Here is a 17,939-nt window from a genome sequence, read left to right as displayed (position 1 = left end):
CGCATCCCTTGGCCGTCGATGCGGGCACCGCGGTGCTGCGGCGCGGCGGCAGCGCAATGGATGCGGCGGTCGCGGTGCAGATGATGCTGGGCCTGGTCGAACCGCAGAGTTCCGGCATCGGTGGCGGCGCCATCATCATGGCCTACGACGCCGCCAGCGGCGAAGTGACCAGCTACGTCGGGCGCGAGGCGGCGCCTGCGCTGGCCACGCCGCGACTCCTCGACGATGCCGAGGGACGCGCGATCCCGCATCGCGAGGCGATGCTGACCGGGCGCGCCACCGGCGTTCCCGCTGCGGTCGCGGTGTTCGCCGCCGCGCAGCGCGATCACGGGAAATTGCGCTGGGACCAGTTGTTCGATGAAACCATCGATCAGGCCGAACGCGGTTTCCGCATCACCCCGCGGCTGGCACGGCATATCCACGGCGAGTTCCCGCAGGCGTCGGCGCCCGACGTCACCGCCTATTTTTCCGATGCCGCCGGCCATGCGTTGCAGGCCGGCGACCTGCTGCGCAATCCCGCCTACGCCGCCACCCTGCGCACGTTGGCCAGGAGCGGTGCGGCGGCGTTCTACCACGGCGGCATCGCGCGCGCGATCGTCGCCCGCACTCACCAGGAGCCGCTGGGCGGCGCAATGAGCGAGCATGACCTGGCCGATTACGAACCGGAGAAATCCGCACCGATCTGCAGGCCGCTACGGCAATACGTACTGTGCGTGCCGCCGCCGCCCGCCAGCGGCGTCGGTCTGTTGCAGCTGATGGCGCTGCTCGATGGCACCGATATCGACCAGCGCGGGCCGGACGATCCGCAGGCGTGGTTCCTGTTCGCCGAAGCCAGCCGGATCATGTACGCCGACCGCGACCAGTACGTGGGCGATCCGCGTTTCGTGCCGGTGCCCGTGGACGGCCTGCTCGATCCTGCCTACATCGCGGCGCGCCGCAAGCTGATCGGCACCACGGCCGCGCCCGCGCCCACGGCCGGACAACCGCAAGGCGCGCCGGAAACAGCCGACGATCGCACCGACGAACCCGGCGGCACCAGCCACATGGTGGTCGTCGACGCGCAAGGCAACGCGGTGTCGATCACCACCACGATCGAATCGTTCTTCGGTTCCGGGCGCATGGTCGACGGTTTCTTCCTCAACAACCAGTTGACCGATTTTTCCTGGAACCCGGCCGCCGGGCCTGTTCCCGCCGCCAATGCGATCGCCGCCGGCAAGCGTCCGCGCTCGTCGATGACGCCGGCGATCCTGCTCGACCGCGACGGCGGGTTCGTCGGTGCGATCGGTTCGCCCGGTGGTTCCTCGATCCCCGCCTACATCGGCAAGACCCTGGTCGGTCTCGTCTACTGGCATCTGCCGCTGCAACAGGCGGTCGACCTTCCCAACCTGGTCGCGCGCGGCGAGCGTTTCGACGGCGAAGCCGCGCGTTTTTCGCCGCGCATCCGCGACGAACTCGCCCGCCGCGGCGTCGAGGTCCGCGCGGGCGCCGGCGAGGACTCCGGCCTGCATGGCGGGTTCCTTCGCGACGGTGCGCTCGAGTGGGCGGCCGATCCGCGGCGCGAGGGAACCGGCCGTCATCCCGGCCGGTAGCGCTTTCGCAGGACCGACCCTCCATGCCGACCGACTACCAGGCTACTGCCGCCAGGCCGGCACCACGGAACGACACGACCGTGGATGTGATCGTGCTGGGCGCCGGCGTGGTCGGCATGGCCACGGCCTATGCGGCGGCACGCCGCGGCCTGTCGGTCCGGCTGGTCGACCGCGCCCCGGGTCCCGGGCTGGGAGCCTCGTTCGCCAACGGCGCGCAGCTGAGTTACGCCTACACCGACGCCTTGGCCAGCCCTTCGCTATGGAGCAAATTTCCACGGATGGCGCTGGGCCTGGATCGCGCTTTCCGCATGCATTGGTCGGCGGACCCCGACTTCCTGCGCTGGGGCCTGACCTTCCTGCGCAACACCGGGCACGCGCGCTTCAGCGAGAACACTCTGGCCGTATTGAAGCTGGCGCTCGAATCGCGCGCGGCCATGCAGGCGCTGCTGCAACGCCACCGGATCGACTTCGACCACGCCCCTGCCGGCAAGATGCATCTCTATGGCGACGCCGAAACGCTGGCGGGCGCAGCCGCCATCGTCGCGATCAAGCGCTCCCATGGCGCCGTACAGGAGGTGCTGTCGCCACGCCAGGCCATCGACCTGGAACCTGCGTTGATCCATGCCCCGGGACTGGCGGGGGTGGTGTATTCGCCCCAGGAAGAAGTGGGCGACCCCCACCGCTTCTGCCTGGGATTGCTCGCGGTGCTGCAGACGGACTATGCGCTGCGGACCGATTTCGGATTCGCGGTGGCCGATCTTGCCTTGGGTGCGGAGGGGGTGGCCGTCGAAACCCGCGACCACCATCGCCTGCAGGCGCGCCATCTGGTTGTCTGCGCCGGTATCGAGTCGATGGCACTGGCGCGCCGCATCGGCATCCGCGCGCCACTCGTGCCGATGAAGGGCTATTCCTTCACCGCGCCTCCGGGCAGCCATGCGCCCGCGATCAGCATCACCGACACCCGCCGCAAGATCGTGTTCTGCCGCCTCGGCGACAGGATGCGGGTGGCGGGGCTGGCGGAACTGGGCAACGGCAGCATCGCGCCGGATCCGGCCAGGAGCCGGTTGCTGGTTGCGATGGCCCGCGAATCGCTTCCCGACGCCGCGCGCTATGACCTGATCGACAGCACCTGGGCGGGGTTGCGCCCGATGACGCCCGATTCGGTGCCGATCATTCGCCGCGCGCGGCCCGGCGTCGTGCTCAACATGGGCCATGGCATGCTGGGCTGGACCCTGGCGATGGGCGCGGGCGAACGCGCGATCCGCTTGTTGCTGGAAGAATGATCGATGCGGCCGGGCGAACGCTTCTGGCATCCATGGTCTCCCCTGGCTTAAGATCGAAGCCATGCGCTTTCGCCAGATAGAAGTATTCCACGCGGTTTACACCACAGGATCGATCAGCGCCGCCGCACGTGCGTTGCATGTCTCGCAACCCTCGGTCAGCAAGGTCCTGCACCACACCCAGTACCAGCTCGGCCTCGAATTGTTCACCCTGGTCCGGGGACGCCTGGTCGCCACCGACGAGGCCCATGCGCTGTTCGTCGAGGTCAGCGACATTTTCGAACGCCTCACTTCGCTGCAAAAGACCGTAAGCAACATCAAGAACATCGGCGGCGGGCACATCCGGCTCGCGGTGGTGCCTTCGCTGGGGCTGCATGTCGCGCCGCTGGCCATCGCGCGGTTCAGGAAACTGCATCCCCAGGTGACGTTCGACGTGCAGACCCTGCATCACGACGATTTTTTCCAGGCGCTGTACGAGCGCACCTGCGACATCGCCGTCGCCTACGACCCGCCCGTGCATCCGCGCATGAAGCGGCGCGTACTGGATACCGGCGAACTCATGCTGTTGTTCCAGAAGGACAGTCTGCTTGGTGTCGACGGCGCGGTGCCGCTGTCGCTGCTCGATGGCCGGGACATGGTCGGGCTGACCACCAGCGGCCCGATAGGCGACGCCTTCACCACCGAACTCAAGCGCCAGGGCATCGTTGTCCACGAGGTCGTGTCGAACCAGACCTTCTACCTCGCCGCCGCATTGACCCGCTGTGGAGCGGGAATGACCGTGGTCGACGAATTCACCGCCCGCGCCAGCGCCAACGAGGTAGTCAGCTTCCGTCCGCTCGAGCCCCCGATCCGGTTCAAGATCGAATGCATCTACCTCGAAGACCGCCCGCCTTCCAAGGCCGCCGAGGAGTTCGTCGCGCTGTTCGCCTCGACCCTGCGCGAGATACGCGGCAAGGATCGCGAGCCGGCAGCCAAAGAACCGGTAGCCGGCAGCCGGAAATAAAAACGGCTCTCCCGCCTCCCGGCTACCGCCCCGTCGCGGGATCGGAGAGCGCATCCAGGCGGATGCGGTTGGCGAACAGCGAGAACGCGAGCATCCCGGCCAGGCCGTTGGCGCGCCGCACCCAATCCGGCAACCAGCGCGGCGGCGCCAGCACGCCGGCCTCGAACAACGGGGCGAACGCCCGCGCATCGCCCAGGGTCATCTTCCCGGCGAACAGCCAACGGCACAGCTGCAACCGGTCCTGCTGCAGCGAACGGCGGAAGAAAGTGTGCACGCCGATCAGCCCGCGCAGGTACACGGTGTCCTTGGTGAACGCCGCGCCGCCGCCGAGGGGAACGCCGCGGAACACGCGCTGGGCCGAGGAGAAACTTTCCTCCGGATCCTGCCCGGCGGCGACGAAATAGCGGAACACCTCGATGAAGTCGGCGCCATCCAGGGCCAGCGCTATCGCCTCGATGCGCAGGCTGATGCGCTTCATCCGCGCGATGTCGATGCTGCCGGTGATCTGCTCGGCGAAGGTGGCCAGGCCTTCCTGGGTTTCGGTGGCGCGCGGCGAGGACAGGGCCAGGCTCGGCAGCAACGGCTGCCCGCGTCCGTTGAGCGCGGTCAGCGAATGCACCAGCGCTTCATGGTGGAAGAGTTGGCGACGATCGTAGTCGCTGAAGGCGGCGCCCTGGCGCAGGCGGATGCGGGTGGCGCCGGCCGCGGCCTTGGCGATCAGATCCGGATCCAGCTCCACGGCGATCACCCGGCCGTCGAAGAACCCGTCGAGGTCGTTCTGCAACTGCAATTGCAGGGCGGTGGCCGACACCGGGACCTGTTCCTCGGGCGCCAGCAGTTCGTGGTCCAGTTCGTTGGCGATGGCGATGAAATGCCGCGCGGCCTCGCGCGTGGTCGGTCCGTTGCCGGGCAAGATCTCGTCGGGCGCACCGAACAGGGCCAGCGAATGCGCGGTGACCGCGGCCGTGCCCAACGCTTCCAGCAACTGCGCCGCCAGCGTCCAGCTACGTGTCGATTCGACCAGGTAACGGCCCAGCGGATGCGCGGGATCGGCTTCGGCCGCGATCGCATCCAGCTCGCGTCGTTCCGCACTGAAGTCGAATTTTTCGTAGTCGATCCGCGGCAGTTGCGGCTGCCCCCGCGCGAACGATTCCAGGAACGGCCCCTGCACCGCCGCCGGCCAACTGGCCAGACTCAACAACTTGATCCCGCGCGCGGCCTTGACCATGCGCGCGTCGAGCGCGGCGTGGTGGAGGATGTCGGGAGTGGGTCCGGTCATGGCATTGCCTTTGCTGTTGCCGTTGTTCCTGCTTTTTCCATTGCCCCGTGAGGTGCGGCAAGCGGGACGGGCAAACCCGAAGGGCGGCGCACATGGATGTGCGCCGTTTCCGTAGACACAGGATGTGTCTTACGGAAATTCCCGGCCCGCTTGCGGACCCGGCGGTTTCATCGCCGGGCGCACCGTAGGGTGTGCTTTCTTTGGTTACTTTCTTTGCACAAGCAAAGAAAGTGACTCGCGCGTCAGCGCGAAACGCTTTTTCGCTTCTTCATAAGAGCAAGAGCCAAGATCAAAAGCACCCCTCCTCAATCCTCCCCTGCGCTACGCGCAAGGGAGGAGGCCAGGAGCAAGATCAAGAGGGGATTTCCGCTCTCAATGCCGCCCATACTTGTCATCCGACCGCTTCGCCGTCGGTCGCCCACCCGTCTTGGTATTGGCCTGCGCCAGCCGCACCGCCAGCTTTTCCGCCGCTGCCACAACTTCGTCGCGCAGCTTCAGATAATTGATGAAGCGTTCCTCGTCGATAGCGCCCGCCTCGATCGCCGCCCGCACCGCGCAACCCGGCTCGGTCTGGTGCGAACAGTCGCGGAACTTGCACTGTTCGGCCAACGCTTCGATATCGGCGAAGCCGCTTTCCGCCAGTTCTTCCTCGCCGGTCGGCTTCAACTCGCGCATGCCCGGCGTATCGATCAGGCATGCGCCCGACGGCAGCGGGATCAATGCGCGATGGGTAGTGGTGTGGCGCCCGCGCGAATCGTTCTCGCGCACCGCCGCGGTCTTCATCCTGTCGGTGCCCAGCAGCGTGTTGGTCAGCGTCGACTTGCCCGCGCCCGAGGAACCGACCAGCACCGCGGTCCTGCCTGCGCCCAGCCAGCCATGCAGCGAGGCCACGCTGGCCGGGTCCTTGGCGTTGACCGCGCACACGGTGATGTCCTGCGCGGCGAGTTCGGCCAGGGTCTCGACCGCATCGGGCGCGTACTCGGTCTGGTCGGCCTTGGTCAGCACCACGACGGGTTCGGCGCCGCCGCCACCGACCAGCATCAGGTAACGTTCGATCCGGCGCGGATTGAAGTCGTCGTCCAGCCCGCAGACGATGAAAACGGTATCGACATTGGCCGCGATCACCTGCTGGTGGTAGTGCTCGCCAGCGGCGCCGCGCTTGATCGAAGTGTGCCGCGGCAGCAGGGCGACGATCTTATTGCCTTCCAGCAGCACCCAGTCGCCGACCGCGGCGCGTTCGTGCGACGGGAAACGCGGCTTCTGCCATTCGGGCAGGGACTCGGCCTTGAGCGCCGCTTCCGGGCCGTCTGCGACCACATAGCCGGAGCGGTGCTGTTCGCTGACCCGGGCGGGCCTGGCCTTGGGATGGGCGGCGAAAGCCTCGGCCCAGGCCGGGTCTTCGGGCAGGCCGGCGTAAGGCCAGCCGATCAGGCGCAGGGTCGGGAAATCGAGGGGAGTGGCGGGCATGACCCATTCTAGAGGCGGAAGCGCCGTGGGAGCGGCGTCCCCGCCGCGAGCTTTTGCCTTGTCTGGATGCTCAAAAGCAAGAGCTCGCGGCGGGGACGCCGCTCCCACGCTCCGGGAGATTGGGAATTCACCGCGATTCGCGGTATTTCCGCTAAGATTTCGTTCTTTCCGCCGCCAGACCGCGCCGATGTCCACCCCACCGATCAAAACCCCGGGTAACAGCCCCCTGGCCACCCGCGAGCGCCTGTCCGAGGTCCGCTACGAGATCCGCGGTGAACTGGCCCGGCGCGCCCGCGACCTGGAAGCCCAGGGCCGCAAGCTGATCAAGTTGAACATCGGCAACCCTGGCGCCTTCGGTTTCCGCGCCCCCGAGCACTTGCAGCACGCGATCACCGGCGACATCGACCGCACCGATCCCTACACCCATCAGCAGGGCCTGCCGGCCGCGCGCGAAGCCATCGCCGCCGCCTATGCGCGCCGCGGCATGCCCAACGCGCATCCGGACCGCGTGTTCGTCGGCAATGGCGTCAGCGAGCTGATCGACCTGTCGCTGCGCGCGCTGCTCAATCCCGGCGACGAAGTACTGGTGCCTTCGCCCGACTATCCGCTGTGGTCGGCCGCGACCATCCTCAACGATGGCCGCCCGGTGTATTACCGCTGCGATGCGGACAACGGCTTCCTGCCCGACCCTGCCGAGATCGAGACCCTGGTGTCCTCGCGCACCCGCGCCATCGTCCTGATCAATCCCAACAATCCGACCGGCGCGACCTATCCGCGCGCCTTGCTCGAACGCATCGTCGCGATCGCCGCCAAGCACCGGTTGCTGTTGCTGGTCGACGAGATCTACGACCAGGTGCTTTACGACGACGCCAGGTTCGAACCGCTCGCGCCGCTGGCCGGCGACGTGCCTTGTCTGACCTTCAGCGGCCTGAGCAAGGTCCACCGCGCCTGCGGCTGGCGCATCGGCTGGGCGCTGCTGTCCGGCGATGGCGAGGCGGTCGGCAACTTCCACCACGCCATGGACCTGCTCGGCGCGCTGCGTCTGTGCGCCAACGTGCCCGGCCAGTACGCGGTGGATGCGGCGGTCAATGGCCCGGACACGATTTCGCCGCTGTGCGCGCCGGGCGGACGCCTGTACGAAACCCGCCGCGCGGTGATCGAGGCCTGCGCGGCCAGCGAGCACCTGGAACTGGTCGCGCCGGCCGGCGCGCTGTACGCGTTCCCGGCGGTGATTGGTGATGCGGCGAAGGGCTTCGACGACCACGACTTCGCCCTGGAACTGATGGAAAGCGAAGGCGTGCTGGTGGTGCCGGGCTCCAGCTTCAACGTGCCCTACCGCAACCACTTCCGCGTGACCCTGCTGCCGGAAGCTGAGGTGATGCGCGAGGTGTTCTCGCGCATCGACCGGGTGCTGGCGCGGCGCGCGGAGGCGGTGACGAAAGTGGTGCCGATCAAGGCCAAGTCGCGGCCCGCAGCGGCGTGACTCCCTTGCCGTCATCCCAGCGAAAGCTGGGATCCATTTTGACTTTGACTTTGCTCCGCTCGAATGTAGCGAACAGCAAGAGCAAAATGGATCCCAGCTTTCGCTGGGATGACGGGCGATATGACTGAAACCTTCCTTGCTCCGCCCATCGGCAAACCAACCGAACTGCGCTACCTCGCCCTCGGCGATTCCTACACCATCGGCGAAGGCGTGCCGGAATCCGGCCGCTGGCCCATGCAGCTCGCCAATGCGCTGCGTGCGGATGGCATTCCGGTGGCGGATCCGAAGATCATCGCCCAGACCGGTTGGACCACCGGCGAACTGGATGCGGCGATCGACGCGGCGCATCCGCTGGCCGAATACGACCTGGTCAGCCTGCTGATCGGGGTCAACAACCAGTACCGCGGCCTTGGCGTGGACGAATACCGCGCCCAATTCTCCGCCTTGCTCGAACGTGCGATCGGTTTCGCGCAAGGCCGGCGCGAGCGCGTGCTGGTGCTGTCGATTCCGGATTGGGGCGTCACCCCTTTCGCAAAACGCGAGCTGCGCAGCGCGGCGCGCATCGCCAGCGAGATCGATGCCTGCAACCGTGCCGCGCAGGAGGCCTGCGTGCAGCGCGGGATCGTGTTCATCGACATCACCGCAGTCAGCCGCGCGCGCGGCGCCGAACCGCGGATGCTGGTCGAAGACGGCCTGCATCCTTCTTCGACGATGTATGCGGAATGGACGCGGCTGGCGCTGCCGTGGGCGCGGACCCTGTTGGCGCCGCGTTGAACGCCTCGTCCACCCGTCCCTTCGATCGCGCCACGGCGACGCGCATCGCCAGTGCATTCCTGCCCGCGCATCCGCTGGGCAATCGCTGGGACTATTACTACACCCGCACCAAGCTGGGCAGCGACCCGCTGTATCCGGGCGTGCTGCAGGCGCTGCGCGGCAGCCAGGCGCCGCTGCTCGACCTCGGTTGCGGGCTGGGCCTGCTGGCGCATGCGCTGCGGCTCGACGGGCAGGCGATGGCCTATCGCGGCGTGGACAACGATGCGGCCAAGATCGGGCGGGCGCGGAAAGTGGCGGACCGGAGCGCTCTTGCCGACACCCGCTTCGAGGTGGTCGACCTGACCGGAGGTCCGTCGCCCCACCAGGGCAGCGTGGCGATCCTCGACGTGCTCCAGTACCTGGAGGCTTCCACGCAGTGGACATTGATCGACGAAGCGATCGCCATGCTCACCCCCGGCGCACGGCTGGTGATCCGCACCACGCTCGGCGACGCCAGCCGGCGCGGACGGACCAGCCGCGTCGCCGACCGGCTGGCGAACCTGATCGGCTGGATGCAGTCGCGGCCGCGGTGCTACCCCGACATCGACGCGATGCGGACCCGGCTTGCCGAAGCCGGCCTGCGGACCACGTTCTCGCCGCTGTACGGCAACCCCCCATTCAACAACTGGCTGATCGTGGCCACCCTGTAGGAGCGGGCCTTGCCCGCGATGCTCTTCCGCTCTTCTGCGGCCCGACCGAAAGGCATCGCGGGCAAGGCCCGCTCCTACAGATGCTCCGGCAGGATCGCGCGGTAACCGCGTTCGCGCATCGCCTCCAGCACGCCTTCGATGATCGCCAGGTTGTTGCCGTGCGGCGCGCCTTCGTGCAGCAGCACGATCGCTCCCGGCTGCAGCTGGCCGACGATGCGCGACACCACTTTCCCGGGTTCGCCACGCACGCCGTCGAAGCCGCGTGCGCTCCACGCCACCCGCGCCAGCCCGTTCTTCTTCAACGGTGCGGAAACGAAGGGGTTGGCCATGCCCACCACCGCGCGGAACCAGCGCGGCGCCTGGCCGGTGAGGTCGTGCAGGATCGCCTGGGACCGGTCGATTTCGGCGGCCATGCGGCGCGGACCCAGCGCCCAGAACCAGGCCTGCGGGTGCGACCGGCTGTGATTGCCGATGCCGTGGCCGCGACGCAGGATCTCGCGTGCAAGCCCGGGACGCGCCGCGGCGCGGTCGGCGACCAGGAAGAAGGTCGCCCTGGCTTCATGCCGGTCCAGCAGATCCAGCAAGGCTTCGGTTTCGTGCGACGGTCCGTCGTCCACCGTCAGCCAGACCGCGTTCTGCGCGATCGGCAGCCGGTTGAGTACGGGACCGAACAACCGCGACTGCGGCCGCATCGTTCCCCACAGGAACAGCAGGTGGGTCGCGAACAGGCACGCCAGTCCAGGCATCCAACCCCATCGCCACCAGACCACGACCGCCCCGAGGTGCAGGGCCAGCGCCAGCCAGATCCACGCATGCGGATGGCGCGGGACGCGATGCAGCGTGCGACTCAGTGTTTCCGGCAGGGTCATGCCGCAATCATGCCACGCGGCGTAAAATGAACCATTCCCCGCGAATCGGTAAATCCTGATGTCCCTCGACCCCGCACTGCGTTCCCGCATCGAATCCCTGTTGCACTCCAACCGCGTCGTGCTGTTCATGAAGGGCCAGCCGACCATGCCGCAATGCGGCTTCTCAGCCAAGGCGGTGGGCGCGCTGTCCGCGCTGGGCGTCGATTATGCGCACGTCAACGTGCTGGCCGACCAGGACATCCGCGAAGGCATCAAGGCCTACGGCGACTGGCCGACCATCCCGCAGCTGTACATCGACGGCGAACTGGTCGGCGGCAGCGACATCATCGAACAGATGAGCAACTCCGGCGAACTGGCCTCGGTACTCGGCGTCGCCGCCCCGGACCGCACCCCGCCGAAGATCACCGTCACCCCGGCGGCCGCCGAAATGCTGGCCAACGCGGCAGCCGATGCGGGCCCCGGCAGCGCCTTGTCGCTGTCGATCAATGCGCAGTTCCAGCCGAATTTCCAGCTGGCGCAGTTCGACGCCAATGCCATCGCCGCCGAATCCAACGGCGTGCGCATCCAGTTCGACCTGGCCAGCGCGCGCCGCGCCGAGGGCGTCACCATCGACTGGGTCGACGACATCCGCGGCAAGGGCCTGGCCATCGACAACCCCAACGCACCGAAACCGGTGCAGACGCTGTCGCCGGCGGAAGCCGATGTCCGCGTAGCGGCCGGCGAAGTGCTGCTGGTGGACGTGCGTCCCGCCGAAGAACGCGCGGTCGCGTCGGTGAAGCTGCCGTTCAAGACCTTCGACGGCAATGGCCGCGCCGAACTCGAAGCGCTGCCGAAGGACACCGCCATCGCCTTCCTCTGCCGCAGCGGCGGCCGCAGCCAGCAGGCCGCCGAGGAATTCCGCGCGCTCGGCTTCAAGGACGTCTACAACATCGTCGGCGGGACCAATGCCTGGGCCGATGAAGCCGGTTCGGACCTCGTCAAATATTGATCCTCTCGTAGGAGCGCCCCTTGGGCGCGATGCCTTTCGGTCGGATCGCAAGAGCATCGCGGGCAAGGCCCGCTCCTACCTGGGCTCCGTAGGAGCGCCCCTTGGGCGCGATGCCCTTCGGTCGGATCGCGCAAGAGCATCGCGGGCAAGGCCCGCTCCTACCTGGGCTCCGTAGGAGCGCCCCTTGGGCGCGATGCCCTTCGGTCGGATCGCGCAAGAGCATCGTGGGCAAGGCCCGCTCCTACGCGGGCTCCGTAGGAGCGCCCCTTGGGCGCGATGCCTTTCGGTCGGATCGCAAGAGCATCGCGGGCAAGGCCCGCTCCTACGCGGTTCGGTCAGCCGCTGAACCCACCGCTGGCCAGATAATCGATTTCCTCCCGCGTCGATTCGCGCCCCAACGCCGCATTGCGATGCGGGAAACGGCCGAAGCGCTGGATCAGGTCGTGGTGCAGCTGCGCGTACTTCATCAGCTCCGCATCGCCGATCCCGCCGAACAGTTGCATCGACCGATCCTGGTCGGCGATCGATTCGGAATGCTCGAACGGCAGGTAGAAGAACAGGCGCAGGCCACTGTCGGTTTCGAGGTCGAACCCGGCCTCCACCGCCCTGCGCGCGTAGTGCCGCGCCAGGCCATCGGTGGCGTAGGAATGCGCGCTGCCGCGGAAGCAGTTGCGCGGGAACTGGTCCAGCAGGATCAGCAACGCCAGCGCGCTTTCGGCCGAATCCATCCACGCCTCGCATTCGCCGCGGGCCACGGCGAAATGCTCCGCCTCGAAACGCTGGCGGAACTCCGCATCGAAAGCGTCGTCGCGCGCGAACCATCGGGCTGCGCCGGCGTCACGCCAGAAAGCAACTACTTCATTGCGTGTCATCGGCATAGCTCTCCGTAGCCCGGGTAGAGCGCAGCGAAACCCGGGATTTTGAATGATCCGAGCAAAGAGCTCCGGGTTTCGCTGCGCTCTACCCGGGCTACATTAAATTGAACGCTGTGGGAGGGGCTTCAGCTCCGACGCTTTCATCGCAGGAGCGCCGGGGCTGAAGCCCCTCCCACAACTCCACAAACAGAGAGCCCAATCCCGCCTCATTCGTCAAACCGCAAATGCCGCACCGACTTGCCGTTGCGCCGGATCAGCTTCAGCGCCTCGATGCCGATGGTGATGTGGTTTTCCACGAACTGCGAACTGACCTTGCTGTCCGACGCCTCGGTCTTCACCCCTTCCGGGATCATCGGCTGGTCGCTGACCAGCAGCAGCGCGCCGCAGGGGATGCGGTTGGCGAAGCCGGCGGCGAAGATGGTCGCGGTTTCCATGTCGATGGCCATGCAGCGCAGCTTGCGCAGATATTCCTTGAACTCGACGTCGTGTTCCCAGACCCGCCGGTTGGTGGTGAACACGGTGCCGGTCCAGTAGTCGTGGCCCAGGTCGCGGATCATGGTGGAAACCGCGCGCTGCAGGGCGAACGCGGGCAGCGCCGGCACTTCCGGCAGCAGGTAATCGTTGCTGGTGCCTTCGCCGCGGATCGCCGCGATCGGCAACACCAGGTCGCCGAGTTCGTTCTTCTTCTTCAGGCCGCCGCACTTGCCCAGGAACAGCACCGCCTTGGGCATGATCGCCGAGAGCAGGTCCATCATCGTCGCCGCGTTCGGGCTGCCCATGCCGAAGTTGATCATGGTGATGCCGTCGATGGTCGCGCTGGCCATCGGCCGGTCCAGGCCGACGATGGGCGCGCCGGTCAATTGCGAGAATGCGTTGAGATAACCGCCGAAGTTGGTCAGCAGGATGTGTTCGCCGAACTGGTCCAGGGGCACGCCGGTGTAGCGCGGCAGCCAGTTGTCGACGATCTCGGTCTTGTCTTTCACCGTGGTTCTCCTTTGTTCTTCGTTCTTCTTGTTTTCCCAATTGTGTCACGAGCCAACTTCCTGCACTTGGCAATGCGGCCGGGGCCGGTTAGGTTGGGGCGCAAACACCGGGGAACCCTCATGACTTCCATTGCCACCCGCACGGGCCTGGCCCTGCTGGCCGCGTTCGGCCTTGTTTCCTTGCAAGCCGGAGTGGCCGAAGCCAGGTCCCGCTTCACCCAGGATCCTTACCCGAGCACCTACCGCACGATCGCCTCGGGCCCGGTGCTGATCGAACACGCGACCGTGCTGACCGGCACCGGCGAACGCCTCGACGACGCCGATGTGTTGCTGCAGGACGGCAAGGTGGCGGCGGTGGGCCGCGGCCTGTCCGCGCCGGCCGATGCGATCCGCATCGACGGCCGGGGCAAGTGGGTCACCCCGGGCGTGATCGACGTGCATTCGCACCTGGGCGTCTATCCGAGCCCCGGCATGAAGGCGCACAGCGACGGCAACGAGGCCACCGCGCCGGTCACCGCCAACGTCTGGGCCGAGCATTCGATCTGGCCGCAGGATCCCGGCTTCCAGGCCGCGCTGGCCGGCGGCATCACCTCGCTGCAGATCCTGCCGGGCTCGGCCAACCTGATCGGCGGCCGCGGCGTGACCCTGAAGAACGTGCCGGCCACGACCTACCAGGGGATGAAATTCCCGGACGCGCCGTGGGGCCTGAAGATGGCCTGCGGCGAGAACCCCAAGCGCGTCTATGGCCAGAAAGGCGGACCGTCGACGCGCATGGGCAATATCGCCGGCTATCGCGCGGCCTTCATCGATGCCAGCGAGTATCTGAAGAAAAACCAGCCCAAGCAGGAACAGCCGAAGAAAAAACGCTGGTGGAGCCGCGCCTCCGGCGACGACAAGGCCGACAGTGCCGGCGACAGCGGCGGCAAGCGCGACCTGAAGCTGGACACGCTGGCCGGCGCGATCAATGGCGATATCCGCGTGCACATCCACTGCTATCGCGCCGACGAAATGGCGACGATGCTTGACCTGGCCAGGGAGTTCGGCTTCAAGATCGCCGCCTTCCACCACGGCGTGGAGGCCTACAAGATCGCCGACCGGCTGGCCGCGGAAAACGTGTGCGGCGCGCTGTGGGCGGACTGGTGGGGCTTCAAGATGGAAGCCTTCGACGGCATCCAGGAAAACCTCGCCCTGGTCGACCGGCCGGCCAACAGTTGCGCGATCGTGCATTCGGATTCGGAGGAAGGGATCCAGCGCTTGAACCAGGAGGCGGCGAAGGTGATGGCCAACGCGAAGCGGGCGGGCATCGACATACCACCGGAACGCGCGATCGGCTGGCTGACCCGCAATCCGGCCAAGGCGATGGGCATCGACAACGTCACCGGCACGCTGGAGGCCGGCAAGATGGCCGACGTGGTGGTCTGGAACCGGGATCCCTTCAGCGTGTACGCACATGCAGAACAGGTCTATATCGATGGCGCGCGTGTCTACGACCGCAACGATCGCACGCGACAACCGGTCTCGGATTTCATGCTGGGACAGGACGTGATGAGCGGAGGTGCCAAATGAGCGCGCTGCACGATCTCTTGGCTCGTCATTGCCGTTTTGCCCGTCATTCCCGCGAAGGCGGGAATCGCTGTTGCGCAACATCCTCGCAATCCGGCCGGAGAGCGATTCCCGCCTTCGCGGGAATGACGATGTCGAGGTTTTGCGCAGCGTTGCTGACGACCGGCATGTTCTTTGCCACGACCACCTCCGCGCAGGATCTCCTCATCCGCCACGCCACCGTGCACACCGCCGGCGCGCAGGGCACGCTGCAGAACGCGGACGTGCTGGTGCAGGGCGGCGTGATCCGCGCGGTGGGCGCGAACCTGCCGGCGCCCGCTTCGATCGACGTGGTCGAGGCCAACGGCAAGCCGCTGACCCCGGCCCTGTTCGGCGGTATCACCGAGATCGGCATCGAGGAAGTATCCGGCGAAGCCGAGACCGTGGACAGCGCGGTGACCCTGGCCAACGGCCAGCCGATGCGTCCGGAGTTCGACGTGACCCTGGCCTACAACCCGGATTCGGTGCTGGTCCCGGTCGCGCGCATTGAAGGCCTCGGCTTCACCCTGCTGGGCGCGAATACCGGTGGCTCCTTCGTCGCCGGACAGGGTGGCGTGGTGCGGCTGGATGGCGGCGCCGATCCGATCGGGCCGCGCGTGCTGTTCCTGAAGCTGGGCAACGACGTGCTGGGCCTGAGCGGCAGTTCGCGCGCGGCGCAATGGATGCTGCTCGACCAGCTGGTCGGCGAAGCGCGCGGGCGCATCGCCGCCGATTCGCCGCATGCCCTGCTGACTCCGACCGGGCGCGCGGTGCTGGCGCGCTACCTGGCCGGCAACGGACGCATCGTGGTCAACGTCAATCGCGCCGCCGACATCCGCCAGCTGTTGCGCTGGGCGCAGCGCGAACACGTGCGCATCGCCATCGCCAGCGGTATCGAGGCATGGAAGCTGGCCCCCGAGATCGCGCGGGCGAAGGTGCCGGTGTTCGTCGATGCGCTGGCCGACCTGCCGGGCGATTTCGACCAGATCGGCGCGACCCTGGAAAACGCGGCGCGCCTGCATGCGGCCGGCGTGGAAGTGAGCTTCGCCCAGTTCGGCGACGCTTCGCACAACGCGCGCAAGATCCGCCAGTACGCAGGCAATGCGGTGGCCAATGGATTGCCGTGGGAAGCCGGACTGGAAGGGCTTACGCGCATCCCCGCGCAGGTGCTGGGCGTGGGCGACAAGCTGGGAACCATCGCCCCGGGCAAGCTCGCCGACCTGGCGCTGTGGACCGGCGATCCGCTGGACGTGGCCAACGTGGCCACGCAGTTGTGGCTGGGTGGAAAGACCATCCCGATGCGCTCGCGGCAGACCGAGTTGCGCGACCGTTACCTGCGTGCGGCGGGCATCCTGCCGCGCGCGTATATGCCCTGATCCGTGAAACGCGCGGCCGGCGCTCAGCCGGTCGCCGCTTCCTGCACCACCACCCGGTTGCGGCCGCCATGCTTGGCGACATACATCGCCTTGTCCGCGCGCTTGATAAGGCTGGCGACCGTGTCCGCGGAGTTGCACTCGGCCACGCCGATGCTCACCGTCAATGCGACCTCGATGCCTTCCACGATACGGCACTCGGCTTCTATTTCCCGTCGCAGGTGTTCGGCCATGGCCATCGCCCGATCAAGGTCCGCGCCGGGCAGGCCGAGCACGAATTCCTCGCCGCCGAAGCGCCCGAGGTGGTCTCCGTAGTGCAGTTCCGCGCTGATCGCCTTGACCACCGCGCACAGGCAGTTGTCGCCGGCCGCGTGGCCGTGGCGGTCGTTGATCTGCTTGAAATCGTCCAGGTCTAGGAACAACAGCGAAAGCGGCAACTGTTCTCGGCGCGTGTTGAGGATCGCCCAGTCCAGCCGGTGCTCGATGCCGCCGCGGTTCATCACCCCGGTCAGCCAGTCGCGTTCGGCATGTTCCTGCGCGGTGTCGCGCTCGCGGCGGAAGGTCAGCATGCGGTCGGCCAGGCCCAGCGCCAGGACCACGGCGGCGAAGGCCAGCACCAGCGGCAGGCCGTACTGCAGCCAGGGCTCGATCGCGATGCCGAGGCTCAGCTGCACCGCGCGCGCGGTGCTGAAGAACACCAGCGGCACCCAGGCGATGAGGATGAAGCCGGCATGCCGCCCGCCACCGCGCCAGGCCAGGGCCAGGGCGGCGATCGCCAGCAGGTTGGTCAACAGGAACAACAGGTTGCCGGCGTTGGGAAACCATTCCTTGCTTGCCGGCCACGGCGCAACCAGCAGCAGCAGGAGCACCGCCGGCAGATAGATGCCGAGCCAGCGCATCAGCCGGCCCAGGCGCGGAACGCGCGTGCGCAGGTCGGCGTAGTCGAGCAGCAAAAGCACCGAGACCATGGTCGAAACCGTGGCCAGGAACCAGATCCCGGGCGCGCCGAAGGTCGCCAGCGAGCGCAACCCCGGTATCGCGTAGGCCTCGCCATAGGAGCACAGCAGGAACAGCATCTGCAGGGCCATGCTCGTGGAGTAAAGCAGGTACACGCGTTCGCGCAGCATCGCCCAGAACAGCAGCACGGTCAGCGACACCCCCACCAGCACCCCGACCGCCAGTTGCAGGATGCGCACCTGGACCAGGTCGTTGGCGATATGCCGGCCGCGCGGAACCACGGCGACCTGCAGCGGATAACGCGCGCCTTCCACCCGGATCTCGACCGGACCCTCGCCGGACAGCGGGAACACCAGCGCGTGCCGTGAATACTGCGGATCCAGATCCCGATCGAACAGGGTTTGGACGATCGGCATCGCATCGGGCGCGAGCCGCACGCTGACGCGGGCGCTGTAAGGGTGGTAGACCAGCAGCAGCGGCTGCTCCAGGCCACCGGCCGGCTGCAGCCGCCAGGCGCCGTTGCCGATCACCGTGGGGACCGTGGGGTCGGCCTTGAAATCGCGTTCGTGGAAGATCCCGGCGGTCTGGGTAGCCGTCTGGCCGGCGACGGACAGGGGATCGATGCGGACGATGCCGCCTTGCTGTGCATGGGCCGCCGATAGCGCCAGCGCGCATCCGACCATTGCCAGCAGCAGCCACCGCTTGATCATTTCGCCCCTTGCTTGCGCCACTGCAGTGTCGGCGTGGAT

At 67.4% G+C, this 17,939-nt stretch carries 15 protein-coding genes; 9 read left to right on the top strand and 6 right to left on the bottom strand.

Going from position 1 to position 17,939, the window contains the following annotated elements:
* Positions 1–8: 8 nt before the first annotated feature.
* The 3 genes from CSC74_RS08030 (at position 9) to CSC74_RS08020 (ending at position 3,872) form a co-directional block, all read left to right on the top strand.
* On the top strand, positions 9–1,589 hold the full coding sequence (locus tag CSC74_RS08030; RefSeq protein ID WP_211369584.1) for a gamma-glutamyltransferase family protein: 1,581 nt from the start codon (positions 9–11) through the stop codon (positions 1,587–1,589).
* Between the two features lie 23 nt (positions 1,590–1,612).
* A complete protein-coding gene (locus CSC74_RS08025) occupies positions 1,613–2,872 on the top strand; it encodes an FAD-dependent oxidoreductase (protein ID WP_162313927.1) in 1,260 nt (419 codons plus the stop codon).
* A 61-nt stretch (positions 2,873–2,933) separates the two neighbouring features.
* Positions 2,934–3,872, top strand: a complete 939-nt coding sequence (locus tag CSC74_RS08020; protein ID WP_162313926.1) for a LysR family transcriptional regulator — start codon at positions 2,934–2,936, stop codon at positions 3,870–3,872.
* Positions 3,873–3,894: 22 nt separating this feature from the next.
* Here the strand turns inward: CSC74_RS08020 and CSC74_RS08015 are convergent, their stop codons facing one another.
* The gene (locus tag CSC74_RS08015) at positions 3,895–5,151 is read right to left on the bottom strand and encodes a flavohemoglobin expression-modulating QEGLA motif protein (protein WP_162313925.1); all 1,257 of its coding nucleotides are present in this window, start codon (positions 5,149–5,151) and stop codon (positions 3,895–3,897) included.
* A 372-nt stretch (positions 5,152–5,523) separates the two neighbouring features.
* Positions 5,524–6,618: a ribosome small subunit-dependent GTPase A gene (gene rsgA / locus CSC74_RS08010; RefSeq protein ID WP_162313924.1), complete on the bottom strand. Its 1,095-nt coding sequence runs from the start codon at positions 6,616–6,618 to the stop codon at positions 5,524–5,526.
* Positions 6,619–6,805: 187 nt separating this feature from the next.
* On the opposite strand from rsgA, the gene CSC74_RS08005 reads away from it, so the two are divergent.
* The 3 genes from CSC74_RS08005 to CSC74_RS07995 all read left to right on the top strand — a co-directional run bounded on the left by CSC74_RS08005 (position 6,806) and on the right by CSC74_RS07995 (position 9,564).
* Positions 6,806–8,101: an aminotransferase class I/II-fold pyridoxal phosphate-dependent enzyme gene (locus CSC74_RS08005; RefSeq protein WP_162313923.1), complete on the top strand. Its 1,296-nt coding sequence runs from the start codon at positions 6,806–6,808 to the stop codon at positions 8,099–8,101.
* Between the two features lie 120 nt (positions 8,102–8,221).
* Complete coding sequence (locus tag CSC74_RS08000) at positions 8,222–8,875, top strand: SGNH/GDSL hydrolase family protein (RefSeq protein WP_162313922.1); 654 nt, start codon at positions 8,222–8,224, stop codon at positions 8,873–8,875.
* Entirely contained in the window at positions 8,872–9,564 is a 693-nt protein-coding gene (locus CSC74_RS07995) for a methyltransferase domain-containing protein (protein WP_246193120.1), read from the top strand. Before CSC74_RS08000 ends, CSC74_RS07995 begins: the two co-directional genes overlap by 4 nt.
* A 74-nt stretch (positions 9,565–9,638) precedes the next feature.
* Here CSC74_RS07995 and CSC74_RS07990 read toward each other — a convergent pair whose 3' ends face one another.
* On the bottom strand, positions 9,639–10,433 hold the full coding sequence (locus CSC74_RS07990; RefSeq protein ID WP_162313920.1) for a polysaccharide deacetylase family protein: 795 nt from the start codon (positions 10,431–10,433) through the stop codon (positions 9,639–9,641).
* Positions 10,434–10,491: 58 nt separating this feature from the next.
* Between CSC74_RS07990 and grxD the strand changes: the two genes are divergently transcribed.
* Positions 10,492–11,421 carry a Grx4 family monothiol glutaredoxin gene (gene grxD / locus CSC74_RS07985; RefSeq protein WP_162313919.1) on the top strand — a complete coding sequence of 310 codons (930 nt, stop codon included), beginning with the start codon at positions 10,492–10,494 and terminating at the stop codon, positions 11,419–11,421.
* 335 nt (positions 11,422–11,756) lie between these two features.
* Here grxD and CSC74_RS07980 read toward each other — a convergent pair whose 3' ends face one another.
* Positions 11,757–12,293: a DUF924 family protein gene (locus CSC74_RS07980; protein ID WP_162313918.1), complete on the bottom strand. Its 537-nt coding sequence runs from the start codon at positions 12,291–12,293 to the stop codon at positions 11,757–11,759.
* A gap of 209 nt (positions 12,294–12,502) precedes the next feature.
* Positions 12,503–13,279 carry an AMP nucleosidase gene (locus CSC74_RS07975; RefSeq protein ID WP_162313917.1) on the bottom strand — a complete coding sequence of 259 codons (777 nt, stop codon included), beginning with the start codon at positions 13,277–13,279 and terminating at the stop codon, positions 12,503–12,505.
* Positions 13,280–13,399: 120 nt separating this feature from the next.
* Here CSC74_RS07975 and CSC74_RS07970 point away from each other — a divergent pair, with 120 nt between their 5' ends.
* A complete protein-coding gene (locus CSC74_RS07970; protein ID WP_162313916.1) occupies positions 13,400–14,845 on the top strand; it encodes an amidohydrolase in 1,446 nt (481 codons plus the stop codon).
* Between the two features lie 128 nt (positions 14,846–14,973).
* Positions 14,974–16,236, top strand: coding sequence for an amidohydrolase family protein (locus CSC74_RS07965; RefSeq protein WP_425501443.1), 1,263 nt, complete (start codon positions 14,974–14,976; stop codon positions 16,234–16,236).
* Between the two features lie 23 nt (positions 16,237–16,259).
* On the opposite strand, the gene CSC74_RS07960 is transcribed toward CSC74_RS07965, so the two are convergent.
* Positions 16,260–17,900 carry a sensor domain-containing diguanylate cyclase gene (locus tag CSC74_RS07960; protein WP_162313914.1) on the bottom strand — a complete coding sequence of 547 codons (1,641 nt, stop codon included), beginning with the start codon at positions 17,898–17,900 and terminating at the stop codon, positions 16,260–16,262.
* Between the last annotated feature and the right edge of the window lie 39 nt (positions 17,901–17,939).

The sequence above is a fragment of the Pseudoxanthomonas yeongjuensis genome (assembly GCF_010093345.1).
Classification (GTDB): domain Bacteria; phylum Pseudomonadota; class Gammaproteobacteria; order Xanthomonadales; family Xanthomonadaceae; genus Pseudoxanthomonas_A; species Pseudoxanthomonas_A yeongjuensis.
Note: the sequence above shows the minus strand (reverse complement) of the source record. Positions and strands in the feature narration are given on the sequence as shown.